20 protein-coding genes and 2 tRNA genes are annotated in these 22,248 nt (G+C 60.3%); 9 read left to right on the plus strand and 13 right to left on the minus strand.

The annotated features are described in order from the left end of the window. Positions 1-229: 229 nt before the first annotated feature. On the plus strand, positions 230-1,450 hold the full coding sequence (locus VFV96_06430; protein ID HEU5070033.1) for an outer membrane protein transport protein: 1,221 nt from the start codon (positions 230-232) through the stop codon (positions 1,448-1,450). 16 nt (positions 1,451-1,466) lie between these two features. On the opposite strand, the gene VFV96_06435 is transcribed toward VFV96_06430, so the two are convergent. Next, the gene (locus VFV96_06435; protein HEU5070034.1) at positions 1,467-2,498 is read right to left on the minus strand and encodes a hypothetical protein; all 1,032 of its coding nucleotides are present in this window, start codon (positions 2,496-2,498) and stop codon (positions 1,467-1,469) included. A 293-nt stretch (positions 2,499-2,791) separates the two neighbouring features. Between VFV96_06435 and VFV96_06440 the strand changes: the two genes are divergently transcribed. Together VFV96_06440 and VFV96_06445 are read left to right on the plus strand one after the other, a co-directional pair. Continuing rightward, entirely contained in the window at positions 2,792-3,886 is a 1,095-nt protein-coding gene (locus VFV96_06440; protein ID HEU5070035.1) for an ATP-binding protein, read from the plus strand. Next, positions 3,886-4,860, plus strand: a complete 975-nt coding sequence (locus VFV96_06445; protein ID HEU5070036.1) for a metallophosphoesterase — start codon at positions 3,886-3,888, stop codon at positions 4,858-4,860. The genes VFV96_06440 and VFV96_06445 overlap by 1 nt, the downstream gene beginning before the upstream one ends. Here VFV96_06445 and lptD read toward each other — a convergent pair. After that, the gene (gene lptD / locus VFV96_06450; GenBank protein HEU5070037.1) at positions 4,857-7,058 is read right to left on the minus strand and encodes an LPS assembly protein LptD; all 2,202 of its coding nucleotides are present in this window, start codon (positions 7,056-7,058) and stop codon (positions 4,857-4,859) included. The genes VFV96_06445 and lptD overlap by 4 nt on opposite strands. Positions 7,059-7,186: 128 nt before the next feature. On the opposite strand from lptD, the gene VFV96_06455 reads away from it, so the two are divergent. Beyond that, positions 7,187-7,498 carry a hypothetical protein gene (locus tag VFV96_06455; GenBank protein ID HEU5070038.1) on the plus strand — a complete coding sequence of 104 codons (312 nt, stop codon included), beginning with the start codon at positions 7,187-7,189 and terminating at the stop codon, positions 7,496-7,498. A gap of 47 nt (positions 7,499-7,545) precedes the next feature. On the opposite strand, the gene VFV96_06460 is transcribed toward VFV96_06455, so the two are convergent. Further along, complete coding sequence (locus tag VFV96_06460; GenBank protein ID HEU5070039.1) at positions 7,546-8,121, minus strand: DUF4230 domain-containing protein; 576 nt, start codon at positions 8,119-8,121, stop codon at positions 7,546-7,548. Positions 8,122-8,218: 97 nt separating this feature from the next. Between VFV96_06460 and hemB the strand changes: the two genes are divergently transcribed. Continuing rightward, positions 8,219-9,226 (plus strand): porphobilinogen synthase, encoded by a 1,008-nt coding sequence (hemB, locus tag VFV96_06465; GenBank protein ID HEU5070040.1) that lies wholly within the window; start codon positions 8,219-8,221, stop codon positions 9,224-9,226. Positions 9,227-9,272: 46 nt separating this feature from the next. On the opposite strand, the gene VFV96_06470 is transcribed toward hemB, so the two are convergent. The 5 genes from VFV96_06470 to VFV96_06490 form a co-directional block, all read right to left on the minus strand. Beyond that, positions 9,273-9,842, minus strand: coding sequence for an FHA domain-containing protein (locus VFV96_06470; protein ID HEU5070041.1), 570 nt, complete (start codon positions 9,840-9,842; stop codon positions 9,273-9,275). A gap of 94 nt (positions 9,843-9,936) precedes the next feature. Then, positions 9,937-11,100: a glutamine-hydrolyzing carbamoyl-phosphate synthase small subunit gene (carA, locus tag VFV96_06475; GenBank protein ID HEU5070042.1), complete on the minus strand. Its 1,164-nt coding sequence runs from the start codon at positions 11,098-11,100 to the stop codon at positions 9,937-9,939. A gap of 135 nt (positions 11,101-11,235) precedes the next feature. Beyond that, entirely contained in the window at positions 11,236-11,406 is a 171-nt protein-coding gene (locus tag VFV96_06480; protein ID HEU5070043.1) for a hypothetical protein, read from the minus strand. Positions 11,407-11,527: 121 nt separating this feature from the next. Continuing rightward, positions 11,528-11,956 (minus strand): thioredoxin family protein, encoded by a 429-nt coding sequence (locus tag VFV96_06485; GenBank protein HEU5070044.1) that lies wholly within the window; start codon positions 11,954-11,956, stop codon positions 11,528-11,530. A 19-nt stretch (positions 11,957-11,975) separates the two neighbouring features. Then, positions 11,976-13,364, minus strand: a complete 1,389-nt coding sequence (locus VFV96_06490) for a dihydroorotase (protein HEU5070045.1) — start codon at positions 13,362-13,364, stop codon at positions 11,976-11,978. A gap of 63 nt (positions 13,365-13,427) precedes the next feature. Between VFV96_06490 and VFV96_06495 the strand changes: the two genes are divergently transcribed. Further along, a tRNA-Gly gene (locus VFV96_06495) sits at positions 13,428-13,501 on the plus strand. 236 nt (positions 13,502-13,737) lie between these two features. Here the strand turns inward: VFV96_06495 and VFV96_06500 are convergent. Next, a complete protein-coding gene (locus VFV96_06500) occupies positions 13,738-14,484 on the minus strand; it encodes a type II secretion system protein (protein HEU5070046.1) in 747 nt (248 codons plus the stop codon). 110 nt (positions 14,485-14,594) lie between these two features. Here VFV96_06500 and VFV96_06505 point away from each other — a divergent pair, with 110 nt between their 5' ends. Together VFV96_06505 and VFV96_06510 are read left to right on the plus strand one after the other, a co-directional pair. Then, entirely contained in the window at positions 14,595-15,059 is a 465-nt protein-coding gene (locus VFV96_06505; GenBank protein ID HEU5070047.1) for a hypothetical protein, read from the plus strand. A 79-nt stretch (positions 15,060-15,138) separates the two neighbouring features. Next, positions 15,139-17,265 (plus strand): M3 family metallopeptidase, encoded by a 2,127-nt coding sequence (locus VFV96_06510; protein HEU5070048.1) that lies wholly within the window; start codon positions 15,139-15,141, stop codon positions 17,263-17,265. Between the two features lie 31 nt (positions 17,266-17,296). Here VFV96_06510 and VFV96_06515 read toward each other — a convergent pair. Beyond that, positions 17,297-17,371: transfer RNA gene (locus VFV96_06515), tRNA-Val, on the minus strand. Positions 17,372-17,478: 107 nt separating this feature from the next. Between VFV96_06515 and purH the strand changes: the two genes are divergently transcribed. Further along, the gene (gene purH / locus VFV96_06520) at positions 17,479-19,023 is read left to right on the plus strand and encodes a bifunctional phosphoribosylaminoimidazolecarboxamide formyltransferase/IMP cyclohydrolase (protein ID HEU5070049.1); all 1,545 of its coding nucleotides are present in this window, start codon (positions 17,479-17,481) and stop codon (positions 19,021-19,023) included. A gap of 22 nt (positions 19,024-19,045) precedes the next feature. Here purH and VFV96_06525 read toward each other — a convergent pair whose 3' ends face one another. The 3 genes from VFV96_06525 to VFV96_06535 are packed head-to-tail and all read right to left on the minus strand — an operon-like array spanning position 19,046 to position 22,247. Continuing rightward, complete coding sequence (locus tag VFV96_06525) at positions 19,046-19,435, minus strand: FHA domain-containing protein (protein ID HEU5070050.1); 390 nt, start codon at positions 19,433-19,435, stop codon at positions 19,046-19,048. Continuing rightward, positions 19,435-20,049, minus strand: coding sequence for a polysaccharide biosynthesis/export family protein (locus VFV96_06530; GenBank protein ID HEU5070051.1), 615 nt, complete (start codon positions 20,047-20,049; stop codon positions 19,435-19,437). Before VFV96_06530 ends, VFV96_06525 begins: the two co-directional genes overlap by 1 nt. A gap of 32 nt (positions 20,050-20,081) precedes the next feature. After that, complete coding sequence (locus VFV96_06535; protein ID HEU5070052.1) at positions 20,082-22,247, minus strand: polysaccharide biosynthesis tyrosine autokinase; 2,166 nt, start codon at positions 22,245-22,247, stop codon at positions 20,082-20,084. Between the last annotated feature and the right edge of the window lies 1 nt (position 22,248).

Here is a 22,248-nt window from a genome sequence, read left to right on the forward strand (position 1 = left end):
TCCCACCGCAAGTTTTCGGCCAAAACCGCAGGCAGCCGGCCGATGGGTGCTCAACCGGGTGGCACCCCCTCTGCTCAATTTTGCGACCGCGCGTGGGCGGATGAACAAACAAGCACACCCCCGCGTTGCGGCCGACTCAGAACAGGATACTGGCCGGCGACTCATGTCCGATGTTGAGACATTGGCCGGGCAATACCAAGTCAGAATGGACCACAGACACAACGTGATTATGAAGACGTATCGTTTCCGCAGCACCGTCGGGGCGTTGCTCGCAGCATTGGCCTGCTCCGCCGCCTTACACGCGCTGAACACCCGGGCCGTAGCCTTCCGCCTGCCCAATCAGGATCCCGCGGCGATTGCCCGCGGCAATGCCTTCGCCGCCACGGCGGATAATCCGTCCGCCATTTACTACAACCCCGCCGGCATCACGCAACTGGAGGGCAACAACGCGCGCATCGGGCTTTATCTCGTCTCCGCCGGGGTGGATTACACCTCGCCCGCCAACGCCAAGGCATCGGTGGACGGGTCCTTTCAGCCGGTGCCGGAAATTTACTACGTTTACACGCCGCAAGGGTCGCCGCTCTCGTTTGGTTTCGGTGCCTATTCGCCCTATGGCCTGGCGGTGGACTGGGGCAAGGACACCACCTTCAACACGCTCGCGGAAAAGGGCAAGGTGCTTTACGAATGCTTCAACCCCGTCATTGCCTGGAAGGTGCATCCGAAATTCTCCGTCGCCATCGGGCCGACCATCAACTACTCGCAGGCGAACTTCGAGCGCGCCATCGGCCTGTCGCCGGGCGACTCGTTCAAATTTGACGGTGACGGCATGGGCTACGGGTTCAATGCCGGGCTGCGCTGGCAACCCACCGAACACTGGGCGTTGGGCGTGAACTATCGCTATGAAACGGAGGTCGAATACAAGGGCAACTCCGAAACGATCCCCTACGCGCCTGCGCAATCCACGCACGGGCCGTTGCTTTATCCCCAGTTTGTTGTGCTCGGCCTTTCCTATCGGCCAACACCCGACTGGAACATCGAGGTGAACGCGGACTGGTCGGATTGGGACAAGCTGAACCAGATTGTTTTCAACGGCACGGCATTTGGCGACATCACACTGCCGCTCAACTATCGCTCGAGTTGGATGTATGAGTTCGGCGTCACCCGTCAGCTGGGCAAGGGATATTTTGCCAGCGTGGGTTATTTTTTCAGCGAGAACTCCAGCCCAGATGCGTATTTCAACCCCATAGTCCCGGATAGCGACCTGCACCTGGGCAGCGTCGGCTTTGGACATCATGGCCAACGGTGGGATTGGGCGATCGCCTACCACTTCGGCTACAATCCGGGACGCACGGTGACGGGGAGCCCGCTCAGCCTGACCGGGCAGAGTGCCGACGGCACCTACAAGGTGCTCAACCAGGCCGTCAACCTGGCCGTGACGCTGAAGTTCTAAAACCAAGCACCGGAACTCACAGCCGGTTGGCAGACATGTAAAACGTCATCGGCTGGGCCAGCACGCTGTCCAGGTCGATCAAAATCTCCCTCACCCAGTTGCGCATCCACGCTTCGGGCACGGATGCGCTGGTCGTCAATTCCGGATGGGCCTGAACGACCAGGCTGAGGCGGTTTTGAAACGTGACACAGCCGGCTCCGAGCATCTGGCAGCGCAACACGGGCGGCGAGAACAGCCAACTGCCCAGGCAATCGGTCTGTGTGATCCGCTTGTCGGGATCCCAGACCCCCAGATTGGAAAAGCCGCCAAGGTTCCACTGCGCCGTGGCGCGATCCATTTTCAGCATCAGCCGGCGCATCGGCGCGGGTAGGAAGGAACCGGATTTGTAGGCATTCCAATTCGCCCAGTGTTCACCGCCCGCCAGCGCGCGATAAATGCTGCGATGCACGTCATACACCGTTTCAAACGAACGCACCCGCACGCTGACGTAGCTGGAATGATTTTCCACATCGTTCGAGCGGCGCACGCGTCCCCGCAAATTCACCGGCACCATCCACGGCAACGTGGCTGATTGATCCCGCAGAAACGGCCGCACCGCCTTGGTAAGATGCTTCAGGAGGAAAGAATTGACGGTGTAGTTCGCCTTGCGGCAAACCCGCCGGATCTGCGTCGTCTCCGCATCATCGAACACGTGCCATGCAACGGCCGGCGGCGGAGCGTGGTGGCTACTGTTCTGTGTGGCCCCGTCCAACCGCGCCCACTGCACACGATAACGCGGTGCAGCATACTTCGGCAACGCGCGCAGCAATGCGCCCAGCGAGGGTTCCGAGTAGTGCCGGATTTGGGGCAGGCGGGAGAGTTCCGCGCCGCGCTGACGAAGCAAACCGGCAAACCCGCCGATGCCATCCACCTCGGAGTGGGGCAGGAAAAACCACTCCGGCCGGCTGGAGCCGGGGGCGATGCGCCCAAAACGAATGCCAATGAATTCGCCCAGCTCTTCGGCGGTAGCGAACCATTTGCTAATGGCATCAGCTTGTTGATTGGCCACGACGCCGTGGTTTTACTTGCTCCCCCCTGACCCGTCAACGCAGGCTTTTTCCCGAATCGCAATTCCACTGGCCGGAAAACTGCAGCATCCCACCCATACGGCGTGCCCGACCGGCGGGCCGCCCACACAGTGGCGGCCCGATCTTATGAGGCGATAATCACCCAATCGACGGGCTTTTTCTCTGTCCTTCCGCCGGTGCAATTGCTACAAGCCCGAGGGATGATGGATTTATACCAAGGCGTCCACCTGGTTTCCTGCGGAGTTGGCTGCCGTCGCCACGAGCCCGCTGCGTCATGACCCCCAACATTCACGACCGCAACGCTTCGGGCAGCCTCGCGTTGAATGTCGCGCAGGCGGTCAGCGCCGATTTCACCTGTGCCCTGCTCGTCTTTGATCAAGACCAGCAGTTGATTCATTACTCACCCAGCGCCGCCGGATTGTTGGACCTGCCACCCACAAGCCTGGCCGACCGCCACACTTCCCAGCTCCCGGCCCGCATTCGCAATCTGTTGGAACGGACGACCCGCCACGGCCAGACCACGTGTGAAACGGAATTCATCGAACGCCACGGCGCGCCAAACCAGAATCTTCGATTGACCGCCCTGCCCTTGCAGGACGCATCCGCCAAGGGCGCGGTGGCCATTCTGATCCAGGATGTCAGCCTCGCCCGCCGGCTGGAGGACGACGTGCGCCAGCTGGACCGTCTCGCTGGTGTGGGCACCCTGGCCGCTGAAATGGCGCACGAAATCAAAAACGCCCTCGTGGCGGTCAAAACGTTTGTGGACCTGCTTCTTGAAAAAAATCCCGAAGCCGAACTGGCCGGCACGGTCCAGCGGGAAATGAAGCGGATCGACTCCATCGTGGCGCAAGTGCTCGGTTACAGCCGCAATCCCGCCCCCGAACAAATCGCCATCTCCACACACCGGTTGCTGGAACGGACCTTGAAGCTCGTGACACCGCATTTGGACGGGCGCAACATCACGGTGGTGTCACGTCTGACGGCGGCCCCGGATGTCATCGCCGGGGACGAGAACCATCTCGAACAGGCCATTCTCAACCTGCTGCTCAACGCCGCGGAGGCCATGAATCGCGATGGCACGCTGACCGTGGAATCCGATTTGATCCGCAACGGCGGCAAAGCCCCCCACCCGGCCGCCCCAGAAAAGCTGGTGCGTATCGTGATTCGCGACACGGGCGTGGGCATTTCCTCCGAGCACATGGTCCGCCTGTTTGAACCCTTCTTTACGACCAAGAAGAACGGCACCGGTCTGGGACTCGCGATCACGCGGCGCATCATCCACGAGCACCACGGGTTGATCAGCGCCGAGAGCGAACCCGGCAAAGGATCCGCCTTCACCCTGCTGCTGCCCGCGGTTGAAACGGATTGATGCAGCGTCTCGCCATCGTCAGCGACATTCACTACGCCGGCCCGCGGGAATCCCGGCACGGGCGCGATTTCGAGTTTGCCGGCGCCCCACCGTCGTTCGCTCGCGCGCTGGTGCGGCTGTATCGCCGGCACATCTGGATGAACAACGCGCTGGCTCACAACAGCCTGTTGGACCGTTTCCTTGAAAGGACGGCCCAAGCCGACTGGGCGATTGCCGCGGGCGATTACACGTGCGACGCCGCGGGCGTGGGCGTCAGCAATGATGATGCCTGCGAAAGTGTGCAGCTTTGCCTGGGCAAACTGCGCGCGCGTTTTGGTGACCGCTTGTTGGCGATTCCCGGCGACCACGAACTGGGCAAGACCAGCCTGCTGGGGGACCATGGCGGGCTGCGGCTGGCCAGCTGGCAGCGCATGACGCACGACTGCGCCTTGCGCCCGTTCTGGCAGTTAAAACTCGGCGCCTACGTTTTGCTGGGGATCACTTCAACGCTGGTGGCACTGCCGCTCTTTCAAGCTGATGCGCTGCCCGCGGAGTGGCCGCAATGGGAGGCTTTGCGCGCCGCGCATCTGGATGAAATCCGCGCGGCGTTCGACGCATTGGCGCGCGATCAACGCGTGGTGCTGTTCTGTCATGACCCCACTGCGCTGCCGCGACTTTGGCAGGAGCCGGCGGTGCGCGAGCGCGTTCACCAAATCACGGCCACCGTTGTCGGCCATCTGCACACACGCCTGGTGTTTTGGAAAAGCCGGCTGCTGGCGGGCATTCCGCCCGTCCGCAGTTTGGGCATCTCCGTTCAACGCATGACCTCCGCCTTGCACGAAGCCCGGCAATGGCGGCCATTCAAGGTGCATCTTTGCCCCGCGCTGGCCGGCATTGAACTGACGCGGCGCGGAGGTTTTTTGACGGTGGACCTGGATGAAACCGGCGTGGTGCCGCCGTTGATCCACCGGCACGCCATGCCGAGGGAGAATTAGTAGTTGATGAACGAATCCGTCTCGATCGTGTCCTCGCCCGGCTGGTAGCGCGGCAGCGCCTTGATGGAAAAGGTAAACGCGATGGTGTAATCATCCGGCCGGCCTTCGTCCTTGCGCGCCCGGAACGACACGGCGCCAGTCCAGCTGCGAAAGTCACGGTATAGCGAGTAAATCTGCTCGCGCAGCTTGGAATCGCGCACGTCGAAATAGTGCGACGCGCGCAAGCCCCAGTTCTCGTTCACCCGCAGATAAATGGTGCTCGTCACCAGATCATTGCCTTCGCCCCACGCGGTCGGTTCGGGGTCAAAATTATCGCGCAGGTAGAAATACCCGAGCCGCCAGTTCCAGACCGTATTCGGTTTCAGCGTCAGCGAATTAAACGCCATGCGGAACTGTCCGCGGTCGATGTCGTAACGGCTGAGCGATTCCAGGGTGATCCAGGAACGCGGGCTGAAACTCAGGTCCGACGAAAGATCGGCAAAGGTTGTTTGGCCCGGCTCCGGACGTAGCCGCCAGTCAGCGAAGACGTCCCACGACAGAAAATCTTCAATGTGCCCATCGCGCTTGGTCTGGAGGCGATTGCGCAGGCCCCAACGGATGACGTTCTGGCTGTCCACCGAATCAATGGCGTTGTAGTCCGGATAATCGATGGGCAGCACCAACAGGCTGGGCAGCGCGGCATCAAACTGCGGTAAATCATTCGTCAGCACCGAAGGCTGCGGCACATAAACGTAGTTAACCGAGGGTTCGATGATGTGGCGCAATCCATCGAGATCGAACAGCCCGTTGTGCGCCCCCGCCCACGTGTGACTGGCCTTGAAAGAAACCTCCGCGCCGGTGTTGAAGACCGTCCGGTCCTGTTCGGACGTTGCCGCTCCCGGACCGCTGGCCTCGCTGTAATAGGTGTAGCGGCCGCCCGCGCGGGGGGTCACATTCAACCAGCCGAACAACGTCGTCGGCAACACCACTTGATGATACGTGTCCGCCCGGGCCGCTTCGTAATCCAAACCGGTCGGACCGTTCGTTTCCGCAAAGAGCCGCCGCAGATAGCCGACCCGGCTCTCGCTCTCGTAGTAAAGCGGCGTGGGCCCGATTTGCTGCCGGAAGGCGGACAGCTTGACTTCCGGCAGTCGTTCGACGGTCTCAAAAAAATCATTCACCCTTGGCTGCGCCATCACGCTGAGCGCGAAGTTGTCCCAGAAATGACGCGCCTCGACGAACGTGCTGGGCTGGACATTCTGCCGATACTCGCCTTCGAAGAATTCACGTCGCACGCCTTCGTCACTTTGATAACTGACCCGCGATTTGAACGTGGTGTTGGTGAACGGAGACGCGAGCCAGGAGAGCTCAACGCGTTGACGGTTGTCGGGAAATGGCGTGCCAAACTGGTTGGTCTCCGGTTTGAGATCGTAAAGATAATAGTATTTGAACAGCGCATCGCCCCATTGGCCCAGGTGGAAATCCAAGTCGGGCCCCACGCCCGGACCGCGTTTGGCCCGATAATCGACGTGCAGCTTGCCATCGACTGCATCGCCCCAGTTCCACGCATAACTCCCGCGCGCATACGGACCAAACCGGCTGCGATAACCGGGCGTGACGGTGAACGCGGGCCGGGCGGCCTGCATGTTCTGCGCGTAATACGGAAAATAAAAAACCGGCACCGGACCGATGTGCAGGGTTGCACCGTGGGCCTCGAACCGTTTGTTGGGACGGACGACCAGCCGCTTTGCTTGGACATACAACAGCGGCTTGGCGTAGTCATCGAGTGTGATGTAGCCGTTCGTCGCCGTGTAAGTCTGGTTGGTCACGTCGCCCGCCACGCCCTCCCCCCCCGCGTAGAACGGCGCCTTGCCCGTGCGAAACTGGCGCGATTCGATGTTCTTGGTCTTGTAGTTGTAGAGCACGTGCTCGCCCGCCCAGATCATGTCGTCGCTTTGGATGCGCACCCGGCCGTCGGCCATCACGTCGCCGGTCATTTTATTTGCGGAAATCTCATCGGCGGCCAGCACCACGTTGCCATAGCGGACGATCGCGCCATTGGTCACCGTGATGGTCGCGGCCGCCACATCCACGAAGGCGTCACCGCCATCAACAATCAAGTCCTGCCCGGCCGGTTCCAATCCCGGCAGGCCGGCCCGTAACGACACGGCCAGGCCGAGGCAAAAGAGGAGGAAAAAGGTGATGCGGGAGCGTCTCATTCGGGCGCGCACAACTAACCAGAAGCCCCGAAAACTGCCAAGCGGTAACTCTGCCGGCCCATCTTTTCCCACGCCCCTTCCGTCGGTGGCATACGAGTTGCACCCCTTCGGAGCGAAGGATGAAGCCTATGGCCAAGAAGCTAAAACTGATGTCGCTCCTCGAAGAGTTGAGCGGACGCGCGGTGGTCACCAACCGCCATGCCGTTCAGCCCGCGGCGGGTGTTTATCTGATGCAATTGCGGGCCCATGCCGGCGCCACGGGCCTGCCACGGCGCCAAATCCAGATCGAAGTGACGCTCAACCCGGCCCAGTCGCAGGCGCGTCCCGTTAAAATCAAGCACGTCACCCCGACAGTCCGCGAAAACGCACAGGCGCCGGACAGCACGACCGCACCAGCCAAGCTGCCCGCCCTGCCTCAAGTTCGGCCAGCCATTGACTGATAATGGGTCACCGAAGTGCGGACGACCGATCCCGGCCGGCCCGCCTTTCAGCGAAATTCAACCTGCTGGAACCCCAACTGCTGAAACAGCTGCTTGAGCTGTTCGCATGCCCGCTGGTCGGCGTCCTTGGCAATCCCGCCCAGCCGGGCAGCCCGCCGAATGTCATCAATCGCATTCTGCCGCGCGGTCTGTTCCAAATCCTTGTCGAACGCACGCAATAATCCGGTGCTCCGCTCGATGACTTGCGTTTTATCCTCGTCGAGATAGGTGTCCAGCACTTGCGCGGGCGGCAGCTTCAGCGAAATTTTGGTTCCGGTCACCGTGACATCCTCGGGCTTCAGCCGGCCCAAATCCACGCCCGCCTTGACTACGCCGTGCGCGAGCAGCAACACGCGGTTTTCGCCATACCACTTCACATCCTCCAGCACGACCACTTTTTCGATCACGTATTTTACGGTGACGAGCTCGGACAAGGCCTGGACTTGCTTGAGAATGGCGGCCGTGTTGTAGGTCCTCAATCCGCCAGCGCCCGGAAGGAACCGGCCGAGATAAGCGCCCACCAGGAGTCCGGCGATGAGGCAGATCAAAATGAGAATTGTCGCGAGAATTTTGCCTCTGCGCATGGCGGCAATGTAACCCGCCAACCCGGCATGCAAAGCGGAATCCGCCCGCCCGTCAGTTTTCCCTTTGATGGCGCGCAGCGCGGCCTAAACTGTTGCCATGAGTGCAATCAACGTAAGCTCGTTTCCCACCAACCGCCCGCGCCGGCTGCGTCAGTCCCCCGCCCTGCGCCGTCTGGTGGCGGAGACCCAATTGAACATTGGGCAGTTGATTTACCCGTTGTTTGTCCGGAGTGGCCGCAAGCTGCGCAAACCCATCGGCGCCATGCCCGGGGTTGCTCAACTGTCACCCGACGAGATGCTGAAGGAGGCGCAGCATGCGCACGAACTGGGGATTCCCGGCGTGCTGCTGTTCGGCATTCCGGACCGCAAGGACACCACGGCTTCGGGCGCCTACGCCCGCAACGGCATCGTGCAACAAGCAGTGCGGCTGCTGAAACGGGAACTGCCCGAACTGCTCGTCATCACGGATGTCTGTTTGTGCGAATACATGTCGCATGGTCACTGCGGCATCGTGCAGTCCGGTCCCGGCGGAGCACGCATCCTGAATGACCCCACGCTCGAATTGCTGGCCCGCACTGCGGCAAGCCACGCGGACGCCGGCGCGGACATTGTGGCGCCCAGCGACATGATGGACGGCCGGGTGCGCGCCATCCGGCAGCAACTGGACAAGGAGGGTTTTACCGACACGCCGATCCTGAGCTATGCAGCCAAGTTTGCCTCGGCGTATTACGGCCCGTTTCGGGAAGCGGCTGAATCCACGCCCAAGTTTGGCGATCGCCGCAGCTACCAAATGGACGCAGCCAACGGCAACGAGGCGTTGCGTGAAGTGGCGCTGGACATCGCCGAAGGAGCGGACATGGTCATGGTGAAACCCGCGCTGGCCTACCTGGACATCATCCACCGCGTAAAAATGGAGTTCGGCTTTCCCACCGCCGCCTACAACGTGAGTGCCGAGCATGCCATGATCAAGGCCGCGGCGGCCAACGGGTGGGTGGATGAACGCGCACTGACGCTGGAGACATTGCTGGCCATGCGGCGGGCGGGTGCGGACATCATCATCACCTACGCCGCTTGCGAAGCGGCGAAATGGCTCAAGGAAGGCTAAACTGGAAAACCAAGGGGAAGGGTCCACCGTCAAACGGTCGCGTTGGTCAGGGCGATTTGATGGATTTCAGGGCAATGGCCAAGCCAATCAGAATGATCACGCCCAGAATGATGCCCCCAATCAGGAAGTAACGATTGACCTTGTTGGTCTTCTTCGTGAATCCGCTGGTTGCGGTGTCAAAGCCGGAGCTGCGCGGTTCAGCGAGTTGATCCAAGCTGACGCCGCGCTGCACCGCCATGGTCTGGTCCTGCCGTTTGGCGCCCGCCGCTGGTCCGGGTGCGGGTGCAGGCGTGGACGCGCTGGCGGTAGCCGATGGCGGTGGCAGCGGTGTGCCGTCATCCAGGCGCAGCTCCACCTGCCCCAAACGGAGCACCTGGCCGGCCTTCAGAACGGATTCCGTGATTTTCTCGCCGTTGATGAAGCTGCCGTTGGTGGAACCCAGATCCTTGATGATGACGTCCTGTTCGACGACGTGGATTTCGGCGTGGTGGCTGGAGACCGAAGGTTCAGCAATCAGGATGGCATTGTCCTCAACACGACCGACGGTGGTTTTACCCTCCTTCAGTTCGAAGCTTTGACCGGCCAGCGATCCGCTGAGAACCTGCAATTTCGCCATAGCTTGGTTAATGATGTCGAATTATCCGGAGCATGTCAGTCAAGTCAAACGCAAAGCTCTTCTTTTCAATGACTCGCAACCAGCCACCCGGGCTTCATCGTGATTTGGCGAGCACCAATTCCCGAAACTCCGCGAACAGCGGCGTCGAATCGTGCGGCCCGGGCGACGCTTCGGGATGATACTGCACGCAAAACACCGGCTTGGTCTTGTGCCGCATGCCTTCCACGGTCTGGTCGTTGAGATTAATGCGGTCGACCTGCACATCGGCCGGCAGCGACGCAGGGTCAACGGCGAAGCCGTGGTTTTGCGAGGTGATTTCGACACGCCCGGAATTCAAATCTTTGACGGGCTGGTTCCCGCCTCGATGGCCAAACTTGAGTTTGAACGTCTTCCCCCCGAACGCCTGCCCCAAAATCTGGTGGCCGAGGCAAATGCCAAAAATCGGAATGCCGGTCTGCAACAACGCGCTGACGGTGTTGACGGCATAACCCAGCGCCGAAGGATCACCCGGACCATTGGAGAGAAAGATTCCGGCCGGCTTGTATTCCAAGACCTCGGCCGCCGTGGTGGTGGCCGGCACAATCTGCACTTGAAAGCCGTGCTGCCGCAGCCGCCGGGCAATGTTGTATTTCATCCCAAAATCCAGCGCGACAATGGGAATGTCCGCGGGTGGCAGGGGATCGCGCACGTTTCGCGCGTCAGGAGCGGCATTGCCGCGCACCAAGTTGAAACTCGCACTTTGCTGATCGCCCTTGTCCCATGCAAAAGCCTCCTTGTGCGTCACCTCTTTGACGTAATCCACCCCGAGCAAACCTTCCCATGCCTTCGCCCGCGCCACCGCCTCATCGGCCGTCGTGTCTTCGGTGGTGATGAACCCGTTCATTGCGCCTCGCACGCGCAACTTCTTGGTCAGGGCGCGGGTGTCGATTCCTTGAATGCCGGGAATGCCATTTTTGGCCAGATAATCCGGCAACGACGAATCCGCCCGCCAGTTGCTCACCACCGGAGAGAGTTCGCGGACGACAAAGCCCGACACATGCGGCTTCCACGACTCCACATCCTGCTCATTCACGCCATAATTGCCGATGAGCGGATAGGTCATCGTAACAATTTGCGCCTTGTAGGACGGATCGGTCAGGATTTCCTGATACCCCGTCATGGACGTGTTGAAACAAACCTCGCCGCACGCCGACGCACGTGCGCCGAATCCTGTGCCGTGGAAAACCGTGCCGTCCTCGAGGGCTAGAATTGCTTTCATCTCGGTCAAAACTGACTGCGATGCTAGGGCACGTCCCCCCATGGTCAAGAACCAATGGACAAGGGAACCGCTTGTCTCGCCGCGGCGGCGTGCGCCACCGGGCGCATTTTTAAGCCCGAAGTTCGGCGGCGTGTTCTAGGATTTTGACTTGGGCACAACGGGAGCACTCGGCGGCTCATCTTCGGCCAGCGCGTCTTCAACCGAACGGTTTGAAGTCTTGGGCAGACCGCGCGCCACCATCAAGTAGAGCCCCCAGATGCACACGAGCATCACCACGAACAGCGGTATGAACCAGAAGTAATGCATAATGGCTCGCAGGGATTGCGCTTCACCCTCGCGCCGCACGCTGGCGCTGTCAACCGTGCTGCCGGAAAAGAAAAAGCGCGGCGGATTCAATCCCGCCGCGCGTTGTCATTCAACCGGTTGACTATTTCTTCAGCTTGTCGAGCGCCGCAATGAACGGCTTGGGGCCACCCGGCTGATAACCCAGTTCGCCGACTTTTTTGCCATCCGCGTTCAGCACAATGACGGTCGGGTAGCCTTGGATGCCATACTTCCGTTCCAACGCAGCGTTGGCCTTTTTCAATTCCGCGCTCTGGGCCTTCTTGCGGGGGAAATCAACTTCCACCAGCACGAGGTTTTTGTCCGCGTAAGTCTTGAATTCCTGGGTGTCAAAGACTTCATTCCGCAGCTTGATGCACCAAGGACACCAGTCGGACCCGGTAAAGTCCATCAACACCAGTTTGTTGTTCTTTTTGGCCTGCGCCTGCGCTTGGGGCACATCGGTCAGCCATTCGCCCGCCGACGCGCTCAACACAAGCGTCGCGGCCACCATTCCCATCAATAGCTTTTTCATAGTTTTCTTTTAACTTCGGTTAGACTCCGGTCGGTAAACTTTGTTCAACCCAGACCAATTGTCCGCCCACTATAGTCCCAAGCGGCCGCCCCTTCAATGTCCACCCGCCAAATGGCGTATTCTGCGCCTGGCTGGCCGAGTCCTTGACGTCAAACACCCATTCGCGATCCGGGTCAAAAATCGTGACATCGGCATCGGCCCCGACGTTGAGCGTGCCCTTTTCCAGCTTCAACAGCCGCGCGGGATTGACCGTGAACTTGGCAATCACGTCCGCCAGGCTCAAATGCCGCGCGTGATACAGCTGCATCAGCGAGAGCGCGAGTTCGGTTTCCAGTCCGGTGATGCCGAACGGCGCGTAATCGAATTCGACCTCCTTTTCAAAGTTGCAGTGCGGCGCATGATCGCTGGCCAGGATCTCAATGGTGCCATCCGCCAGTCCGGCAATGATGGCCGCCCGGTCCTGGGCCGAACGCAGCGGCGGGTTCATCTTGAAATGCGTGTGATACGCCGGCCACGCGGGCAGGGCCGCGGCCATCCGGTCAAAGCCCGTCACGCCTTTGCCATCGGCGGCCCAGAACTTCTCGCTGCCGGCGATTGCCGCGTCCGTCAACGTGAAGTGATGCGGACAGGCCTCGCCCGAAATCGGCACGCCGCGCTGTTTTGCCTCCCGCAGCAGCCGGACGCTGCCCGCCGAACTCAGATGCTGGCAATGCACGCGGCAGCCCGTTTTTTCGGCGAGCAAAATGTTCCGGGCCACAATCATTTCCTCGCCGGCCGCCGGCCAGCCGCGCAGTCCCAGCACCGTGCTCCAGTAGCCTTCGTGCATGACGCCATCGGTGACCAGCGCGTAGTCCTGACAATGGTCCATCACCGGGAGGTCGAACATCCGGGCGTATTCCAGAGCCCGGCGCATGATTTCGTTGCTCTGCACGCAGTGACCATCGTCGGTGATGGCCACCACGCCGACGTTTTTGAGCGAGCCGATTTGCGCCAGTTCCTCACCCGCAATCCCCTTGGTGATGGCCCCAGCCACATAGACGTTGACCCGGGCGGATTGAGCGGCGCGTTCGTGAACAAGTGCGACCGTGGAGGAACTGTCAATGGCCGGCGCCGTATTCGGCATGCATACCACCGAAGTAAAGCCGCCGCGCGCGGCGGCCAGCGTGCCGGTGGCGATGGTTTCCTTCGCCGTCTGCCCGGGTTCGCGCAAGTGCACGTGCAGATCAATCAAGCCGGGGCAAACCACGAGCCCGCTCACATCCAGCGTTTTGGTATCAGCCGGCGCCTGGGAACGCACCCGGGCTCCCACTGCGGCGATTTTTCCACCTTGAATCAGAACATCAGCAACTTCATCCCGACGATTGGCCGGGTCCACCACGCGCCCGCCAGTGAGCAGCAGCGAATTCATGTGGCCGCGAGGATATACGCGCAGATTGACAAGGCAAGCGCCCCGGCTACGATGCCGGTCGTGGCGGGCGTAGTTCAATGGTAGAACGGCAGCCTTCCAAGCTGCACACGAGGGTTCGATTCCCTTCGCCCGCTCCACTTCCGCCCAGCTTGGCCTTCCTCAGTTCTTTGGCCAGTTCCGTGAGATTTCCACCGTCGCTTGAAAATGAACCCCGGTGCCGTCGAGCCATGCCGTCCTCTCGACTTTCGCAGGCAAGTTGGTGGTCAGTTCGTTTGATCAGGAAATTATCGTCCACGCCCACTTCGGCCAACGATGCGGGCGATGAAAACGAAGAACCTAGCGGTCGAAGAACCGCGGCCGTAAGACGCAGCATTCAATAAACGACGACGTAGAACTGCCGGCCGTAGTCGGTCACGCCCCACAGATTCAGCGGCGCGCACGCGGTGCCATAACGGAAGTAACGCGCGCTGCCATCCGTCATGGTGAAATTGGAGCCGCCGGTCTTGCTCCCGCCACCCCGCCCCTGATGGCGGCTCTCCTCCACCTCGCCCTGGTCGTTGCCGATACCCTCATCGAAGTCCATGTAGAAGTGCCCGGAGCTCGTGTCCTTTTCGCCGAACAGGAAGGTGTCGCTGGAGTGCAGCACCGCTGTCGTCTTCATGCCGCGCGGATAGGTGCCGCTCATGTAGGCCGTCCAGTTTGTGGAGTCGAGCGACTGTTGAAAATAGTCATTGAAGGCATTGATGATGTAGCTGCGCGGGGAGGCGTCTGCGATGTAGTTGCTGTCCGCGCCGAAGGTTTTCGGATCGAGTCCATCCGACGGGCACCGGAGAATGGTCGGAGTTTTGAAGTAATCTTGCAGCCGGGAGGGCCACCGCTGCGCACCGCTACGGGGTGGAAAGTAATCGTCATTGTCCGAGGCATACATCATGACCGACAGGCCCATCTGGCGCATGTTGTTAAGGCAGGCAATACGCTTGCCCGCCTCCTTGGCGCGTGCCAGGGCCGGCAGCAGCATGCCGGCGAGAATGGCAATGATGGCGATGACCACCAGCAGTTCAATGAGCGTAAACGCGCACCGCGCGCGACACCGGGCTGGGATGAATGGAGACCGTGACATGATTCTTCTTCTGTTGGGGCCACCCCAATTGATTTAATGACGTCGGGCGCGGGCAAAAGGTTTCAGTTTGAATAACCTCGCCCCACCCGCGTCCACCAGAGAACCAGGTTATGAACAAACGACAAATCGGACTGCTGATCCTCCTCCTAGCCCTGGCCGGGGCGGCGTTTTACATGTTGAAGGACTCGTTTGCGTCGCCGGATATTCAAATCACCTACTCCATCCGGCCGCTGCCCCCAGACCGCCAGGCCCAAGCCCGCCGCCGCGCCAACCCGTCCGGCCTGCCCGGCTACCTCGTGGCGTTTGGCTTTGACCAGAAGATCTCGCTGACCGGTGTGAAGGTGTTCCCTCTGCAGGATGTGCTCACCAACAAGTATCCACATCCCATCTGGAATCTGACGGCCGTATCCAACTCCCCGCCCCTCAAATCCATCGTTTACGGCGGCTACATCCGCGGCCTGCATCCGGCGGTCAAAGGCGCCACGCCCGACCCGTTGGAGCCCGGAACCAAGTATCGCCTGATTGTCGAAACCAAGGATCGCCAGGCCGAGAAGGATTTCGAGATGCCGAAGTAACAATCTCTCGCGCGGGGCCGTGCTTTCGCCCACGGCAATTCCCTTGCCTTGACGGGCGGGGTGGCTACGTTGCGCGCACATGAAACTGAAGTCGTTTGCCTGCCTTGGGGCCGCCGGTTTGCTGGCGGCCTGCGCCAGCCAGAATGCAAAATCCCCCACCCCTTCGGCTCCAACCATGACCCTCGCACAGTTCCAGGCCAAAGCCGCCACGTTCGGCAACCTTATCAGCGTCCCGCCCTACGAAACCTCGGCGGCGGAAGTCAATCAATCGCTCGACGCCACCATCGCCAACGCCAACACGGCGCTCGACCGCCTGGGCCGTTTGCGCCCCGACGAAGTGACCTTCGCCAACACTGTCGGTGCGCTGGACGCCATCATGTGCGAACCCACGGACACCTCGGACCGTCTCAACCTGGTGAAGGAAACCAGCCGTGACACCGCGGTGCGCGAGGCGGCCACGGAAGCTCTCAAGAAGTTCGAGGCCTGGTCCGTCGGGCTCGAATACCGCACGGATGTTTACGCCGCCATCAAGGCGCTGGACGACAAACATCCGTCGCTTGATCCCGTCGAAACAAAACTGCTGGAAGAAACGCTGCGTGATTACCGTCGCGCCGGGCTCGGCCTGCCAAAGGCGGAACGCGACGAAGTGGAACGGCTCCGCAAAGAACTGGCCGGATTGACCACCGACTTTGAATCCAACATCAACAAGGCGCGCGGGCCGGTGAAATTCACCCGGACCGAACTCGCCGGGGTTCCGGACAGTTTCCTCGGCCAGGAAGGCCTCAAAACCGGCCCCGATGAATACACGCTGATGGCGAACATCACCTTCCACTACCTGATGGTGCTGGAAAATGCGAAGAGCGAGGAAACCCGCAAACGCTTTGAAATCGTGCACGACAGCCTCGCCAAGGACGAAAACGTGCCGCTGCTGAAAAAAATCCTCGTCCTCCGCGACACCATCGCCCAAAAGCTGGGTTACGCCTCCTGGGCCGACTACGAAATCGAACCCAAAATGGCCAAGACCGCCGCGCGGGCCACGACCTTCCTGGAAAAGCTCAAGACCGGACTGCAACCCAAGCTGGATACCGAGATGGCGGAGTTTCGCGCCTTGAAAGTCAAGGAGACCGGCGACCCCAACGCGCAGATCAACCTGTGGGACTGGCGTTACTACGCCAATCAACTGCAAAAGACGCGTTACAACGTCGATGCCGAGCAGTTGCGGAACTATTTCCCCATGGACCGCACGCTGAATGGCATGTTCACGATTTACCAGAAAATCTTCGGCGTGAAATTCCAGCAGCTTCAGGCGCCGGCCAAGTGGGTTGACGACCTGCAGCTTTGGGCCGTCAGCGACAGCAAGACCGGCGAGCCGCTCGGGCTGTTTTACCTCGACCTTTTTCCGCGTGACGGAAAATACAACCACTTCGCGTGCTTCGGCATCATCGAAGGCCGGCGCCTGAAAGACGGCCGCTATCAGCGGCCCACCGTGGCCATGGTGTGCAACTTTCCGCCGCCACAGCCGGGCAAACCCTCCCTCATGGCGCACGACGAGGTGGTGACGCTGTTCCATGAGTTCGGCCACGTGATGCATTCCATGCTGACCCGTGCGCGTTTCATGCGCTTCTCGGGCAGCAACGTGGAACGGGACTTTGTGGAAGCGCCGTCGCAGATGCTGGAGAACTGGGCGTGGGACAAGAACGTGCTCGACACCTTTGCCGCCGACTACCGCAATCCGCGAAAGAAAATTCCCGAGGCCATTCTGGCCGGTTTGAAGCAGGCGGACCTGGCAACCAAGGGCACTTGGTATCGCCGCCAGCTTAGCTTTGGTCTGCTGGACCTCGCGCTGCACACCCGGATTCACGCGGACGGCAATGTTGATCCCGTCGAACTCTCCAACCAGATTCTCAGCGACACCCTGCTTCCAGTTCCGAAGGACTCGGCATTCGTAGCCTACTTCGGCCACCTGATGCATTACGATGCAGGCTACTACGGTTATGCGTGGGCAGACGCCATCGCGGCCGACATGGCGAGCGTATTCGAGCATTCGCCGGGCGGTTACTTCGATGTGCCGACCGGCATGCGGTTGCGCAACGAAATCTACGCCGTGGGCGACTCGCGCGATCCCAATGTGTCGATTGAAAAATTCCTTGGCCGGCCGCAGTCGATTCAGCCGTTCCTGGAGAAAATTGGCATTGCCAAACCGTGAGTCTGGCGGGCTTGGGCAGCAGGGATGAGGATGGTGCGCGATGCAGGGTTCGAACCTGCGACCCCCACCGTGTCAAGGTGATGCTCTACCACTGAGCTAACCGCGCAACCAGCGGGCTGGTAAAATGGCAAACAAGCGCCCATTGGCAAGCGCGGATTTCCCCGCATTTGCCGATTGACTCATCCCGTCCGGCAGGACAAACGTGTCCGCCCTATGGGGAAAATTCGTCGCGCCCTTCTTTCCGTCTCGGACAAACATGGCCTGGTGCCGTTCGCGCAAACACTCGCGGCTGCCGGCGTTGAACTGATTTCCACCGGTGGCACGGCCAAGGCCCTGCGGGAGGCAGGCCTGACCGTCAAGGACATCAGCGAACACACCGGCTTTCCCGAAATGCTCGACGGCCGCGTCAAAACGCTTCATCCGAAGGTCCACGGCGGGCTGCTCTACATTCGCGGGAATGCCGATCACGAAGCCGCCGTCGCCCAGCACGGCATCGCCCCCATCAATCTCGTGGTCGTCAACCTTTACCCGTTCGAGGCCACCGTGGCCAAACCGGGAGTCGCCTTGCACGAGGCGATCGAAAACATCGACATCGGCGGACCATCCATGCTGCGGAGCGCCGCGAAGAACCACGACAGCGTGACGGTGATTGTGGATCCGGCCGATTACGACGCGGTCGCGACGCAAATCAAGGAAACCGGTGACACCACGCTGGCATTGCGGCGTTCGCTCGCGGCCAAGGTGTATGCCCGCACGGCAGCCTACGACGCCGCGATTGCGGCGCATTTGAGCAAGGAATTTGGCGGCGCCGCCCTGCCCGCCACCCTGACCTTGAGCGCAAAACAGGCACAACCCTTGCGATACGGCGAAAACCCCCACCAGCAGGCCAGCCTTTACGGAAAGTTTCACGACTACTTCCAACAGCTCCATGGCAAGGAACTTTCCTACAACAACATTCTCGATCTGACGGCGGCCGCGGCCCTCATCACGGAATTCCGCGCAGAACCGCCAACCCTCGCCATCTTGAAGCACACCAACCCGTGCGGCGTCGGCCAGGGCGGCACCTTGCGCGAAGCGTGGGACAATGCCTATGCCACCGACCGGCAGGCCCCCTTTGGCGGCATCATCGCCGTGAATCAGCCGTTGGACGGGCCCTGCGCCGAAGCCATTGCGGAGATTTTCAGCGAAGTGATTGTGGCGCCGGGCTTCACCCCGGAAGCACTGGCCATTCTCCAGAAGAAAAAGAACCTGCGGCTGCTGCAATTGATGAAGAGCCCGCTCGACGCGACCCCGTGGGACGTGCGCAGCGTCGGCGCCGATTCATTCCTGCTCCAACAGCGCGATCTCAAGGAAATCCAGGCGGCCGATTTGAAAATCGTCACGCAGCGGGCGCCCAGCGACGCGGAACTGCGGGCCATGCTCTTTGGCTGGCGGGTGGTAAAGCACGTCAAATCCAACGCGATTATTTACTGTTCGGCAGACCGCACGTTGGGGATTGGCGCCGGACAAATGAGCCGGGTGGATGCCAGCCGCATCGCGGTGTGGAAAGCCGGGGAAGCAGGACTGTCACTCAAGGGAAGCGTGGTGTGCAGCGACGCCTTCTTCCCCTTTCCGGACGGGCTGATCGCCGCCGCCGACGCCGGAGCCATGGCTGCCATCCAGCCCGGGGGCTCGGTGCGCGACCCGGAGGTCATTGCCGCTGCAGATCAACGCCACCTCGCCATGGCATTCACGGGCGCACGGCATTTCCGGCATTGACCCCGAGCCGGCGGCGAACGTCTCAGCGTGAGAACTGGTAGATCAAGGCCACCTGCGCCAAGGTCACCGCAGCGATGCCGGCCCACACCAGAAACTCGCGCAGCCGGAAACCCGCCTGACGAGTTTCTGCGAGCCAGAATTGCAGCCGGGCGCCACCCATGGCGATAACATCGCCATTGTGCAACCGCTGCTCCCGCACGGATTCGCCGTTGATGGTCAGCAGGGCTTCGCCTTGGGCCTGCGCCCAATAGCCTTCGCCTCGCTCGAATTGAACCGCAACATGCTCGTCCCAAACGCCCGGATCATCCACCACCATGTCCGCGTCCGGCGCACGCCCCACCCGGAAAGGAAAACGGCGGGCCACCGAAGTGCTGCCCGCCTGTTTGCCAGTTATGACTCGCAGTTGAATCATCACCACCACTTTTTGGCGACATTGATCAGGTCCCCCGGATAAACGGGCAAGTCGAGTTCAGGCCGGTCCTGGGCCTTGTCGGCATTAATGGTGATCTTCTTGCCGTTGACGCGGGTCAGATAGACTTTTTTGTGATTCGCATAATCGGTGAAACCACCCGCAGTCTGGATGGCCTTCAGCACGGTCATGCCCTCGGTGTAAGGATAACGATTTGGCAGCCGGACTTCCCCACCGACAAAGACGAAACGCTCCTGGCCCGAAACCGTGATGTTCAAACTGGCCGTGTAGTAACCGCCTTGAATGTATTTGTCCCGAATCTCCCGTTGCAACTGGCCGGGGCTTTGGCCCGCCGCCTTGATGGAGCCGATGAACGTGAGCGTAATCGTGCCATCGTCCTTGATGCGCTCCTCGTGGGGCAGCGGTGGCACGTCGATGCCCGAGTAGGTGACCTTGACGAGGTCACCGATGTTGAAGATGTCGTTTGTAACCGCGGCCCCGGCGGCGGCGCCGTCAAAATGCGGTTGCGGCGTGGTTCCACAGCCGGCGAACAGAAATGCCGCCAACGCCAACAACAGCAAGCCGGCCGTGTTCTTGATGATCTTCAATCTCGCCATGTTTCAAATCCCTCGCTTCTTCCGACAGCAACTCAGTATTTTTGTTTGATCTCCACGCCACCCTTCTCGCCGGCCGGCTTTTTGGCAGCACCCTTTTCGTCCTCGTCCTCGTTCTTGGAGTAATAGTAGTCGTGGTAGTAGCCGCTGTAGTAGTAGTAGCTCTCGTCCTGCGACATGTTGATGTTGTTCAGCACGATGCCCACGAGATTACCGCCCACCTTTTCGATCATCTGCTTGGCGCGGATATTCATCGGCTGTGGATACCGGCGGTATTGAATGACCTGCATGGTCATGTCCACTTCACTGGCCAGAATGGACGCGTCGCTCACCCCCATGATCGGCGGCGAATCGAAAAAGACAAAGTCGTAGCGCTGCTTGAGCTCGTGGATCAGCTCCTTCATCTGCGATGAGCTCAAAATGCCCAGCGAACTGCTCGGCAGTTTGCCGCTGGCCATGAAGTCGAACGACGGAATGCTGGTCGTTTGAATTACCTGCTCCAGTGTGTTTTGCTTCAGCAGGTAGTTCGTCAATCCGATGGAATTGGAAACCCCGACCATTTTGTGGAGCGTCGGGCGGCGCAAGTCGGAATCGACGATGATCACCCGATGGCCGCTTTGGGCGAAAATCGTCGCCAAGTTGAACACGGTGGTCGATTTGCCTTCGCCTGCGCCGGCGCTGACCACGCACATGCAATTGCGCTTTTCATCCTTGCGGGAGAAAAGAATGTTCGTGCGCAACACCCGATAGGCCTCGGCGTGCGGACTTTCCGCCCCCTCCTTGATCAGCAAGCCGACGTTCTGTGGAATGACCCCAAGCACCGGCGCCTGCAATGCCCGCTCAACGTCGTCAATGGTCTTCACGCTCGTATCGAGGTATTCAATGAAGAACGCCAGGCCGATGCCCACCACCAGCCCGACCACCACGCCGAGCGCGATGTTGAGCGGCTTGTTGGGGCGATCAGGCCGGGCTTGAACGACCGCGCGATTCATGATTTCCACCATGCCGCTGCGGGGAAGTGAAACATCGACTTTTTCCGCGGAGAGCCGGGTTTCCAGAATTTTTTGGAAGTTGAGAAGCACCTCGAGCTCCCGCTTCTTGTCCCAATAGGGACGGGTCTCGGAGGCGCGTTTGATGTCGGCATTCTTGGCGTCGGTGAGCATCTTGCGGAGCGATTCCACCTTGGCCTTCATCGTTTCCACGGTGGCTTCCTGCCCGACCAATATCCCATCAATTCGATCATCCAATTTTTGGGTCAGCTCGCTCACCAGTTTCTCCGCGTTCTGATAGGTGGCGGAATTGGTGCCGTAATCCTTCGAAACCTTGATGAGCGCCTGCTGGGCGAGGTTGAGCTGCGAACTGAGTTCGGTGAACTGGGTGTCGGGCACCACATTGGGAATGGCTTTACGCAGTTCCCCCCGGCTGAAGGACTTGAGGATGCGCAGCTTGGTCTCTTCTCCCTGATATTGAGATTCACCTTCAGTGAGCAGGCCGTTCAAATGTTGCACCGTGGTGAAATCCAATGAGGGCGCCGGGCCGGTGCCTGCTGCGTCCGCATCGCTGATTTCGTATTTTTGGCGCAATTCAGCGAGCTCCTGGCTGGCCTTGGTTATCTTGTCCTGCTGCTCCTGAAAGCGTGCCTCCAAAGCTTTGATACCACCCTCCGACGCGTTGCGAATCTGCAGCAGGCGATAGTCGCGATACGCTTCCGCAATGGCATTGGCCAGGTCAGCCGCCTCTTGCGCGTTGTCACTGTAAACCCCGATGTCAATGAACATCGTGTTGCGCACCGGACTGAGATTCATGTTCTTGCGCAGAATCATCAGTGTGTCGGTCTGCTTCAGCGGCTTGCCATTGTTATACTTGCGGCCCCACTTGTTGTTCAGGTCAAAGCGGGCAATGACATTGGTCAGAATGGCCTCGGACTTGATGGCTTCAAATTCCGTCTGGATGAAGTAAGGGTCATACACTCCCGGATTGCGAGTCCCGGTGAAGGAGGTGATGTCGGTCACATCACGATCGATTTTAATGCTGGCCGTGCTCAGGTAGTATTCGGGCAGCACGAAGGTGACCAGCGTGGCCGTAATGAGAACCAGCAAAAAAACCGCGAGAATAACGGTTTTACGAATGCGAATGATCCGCCAATAGTCGAGAAAGTGAAGCTTGTTCTCTGGCGCAGCCGGGGCGTTCAACGGGTCCATA

This window comes from Verrucomicrobiia bacterium, from assembly GCA_035765895.1.
Classification (GTDB): Bacteria; Verrucomicrobiota; Verrucomicrobiia; order Limisphaerales; family DSYF01; genus DSYF01.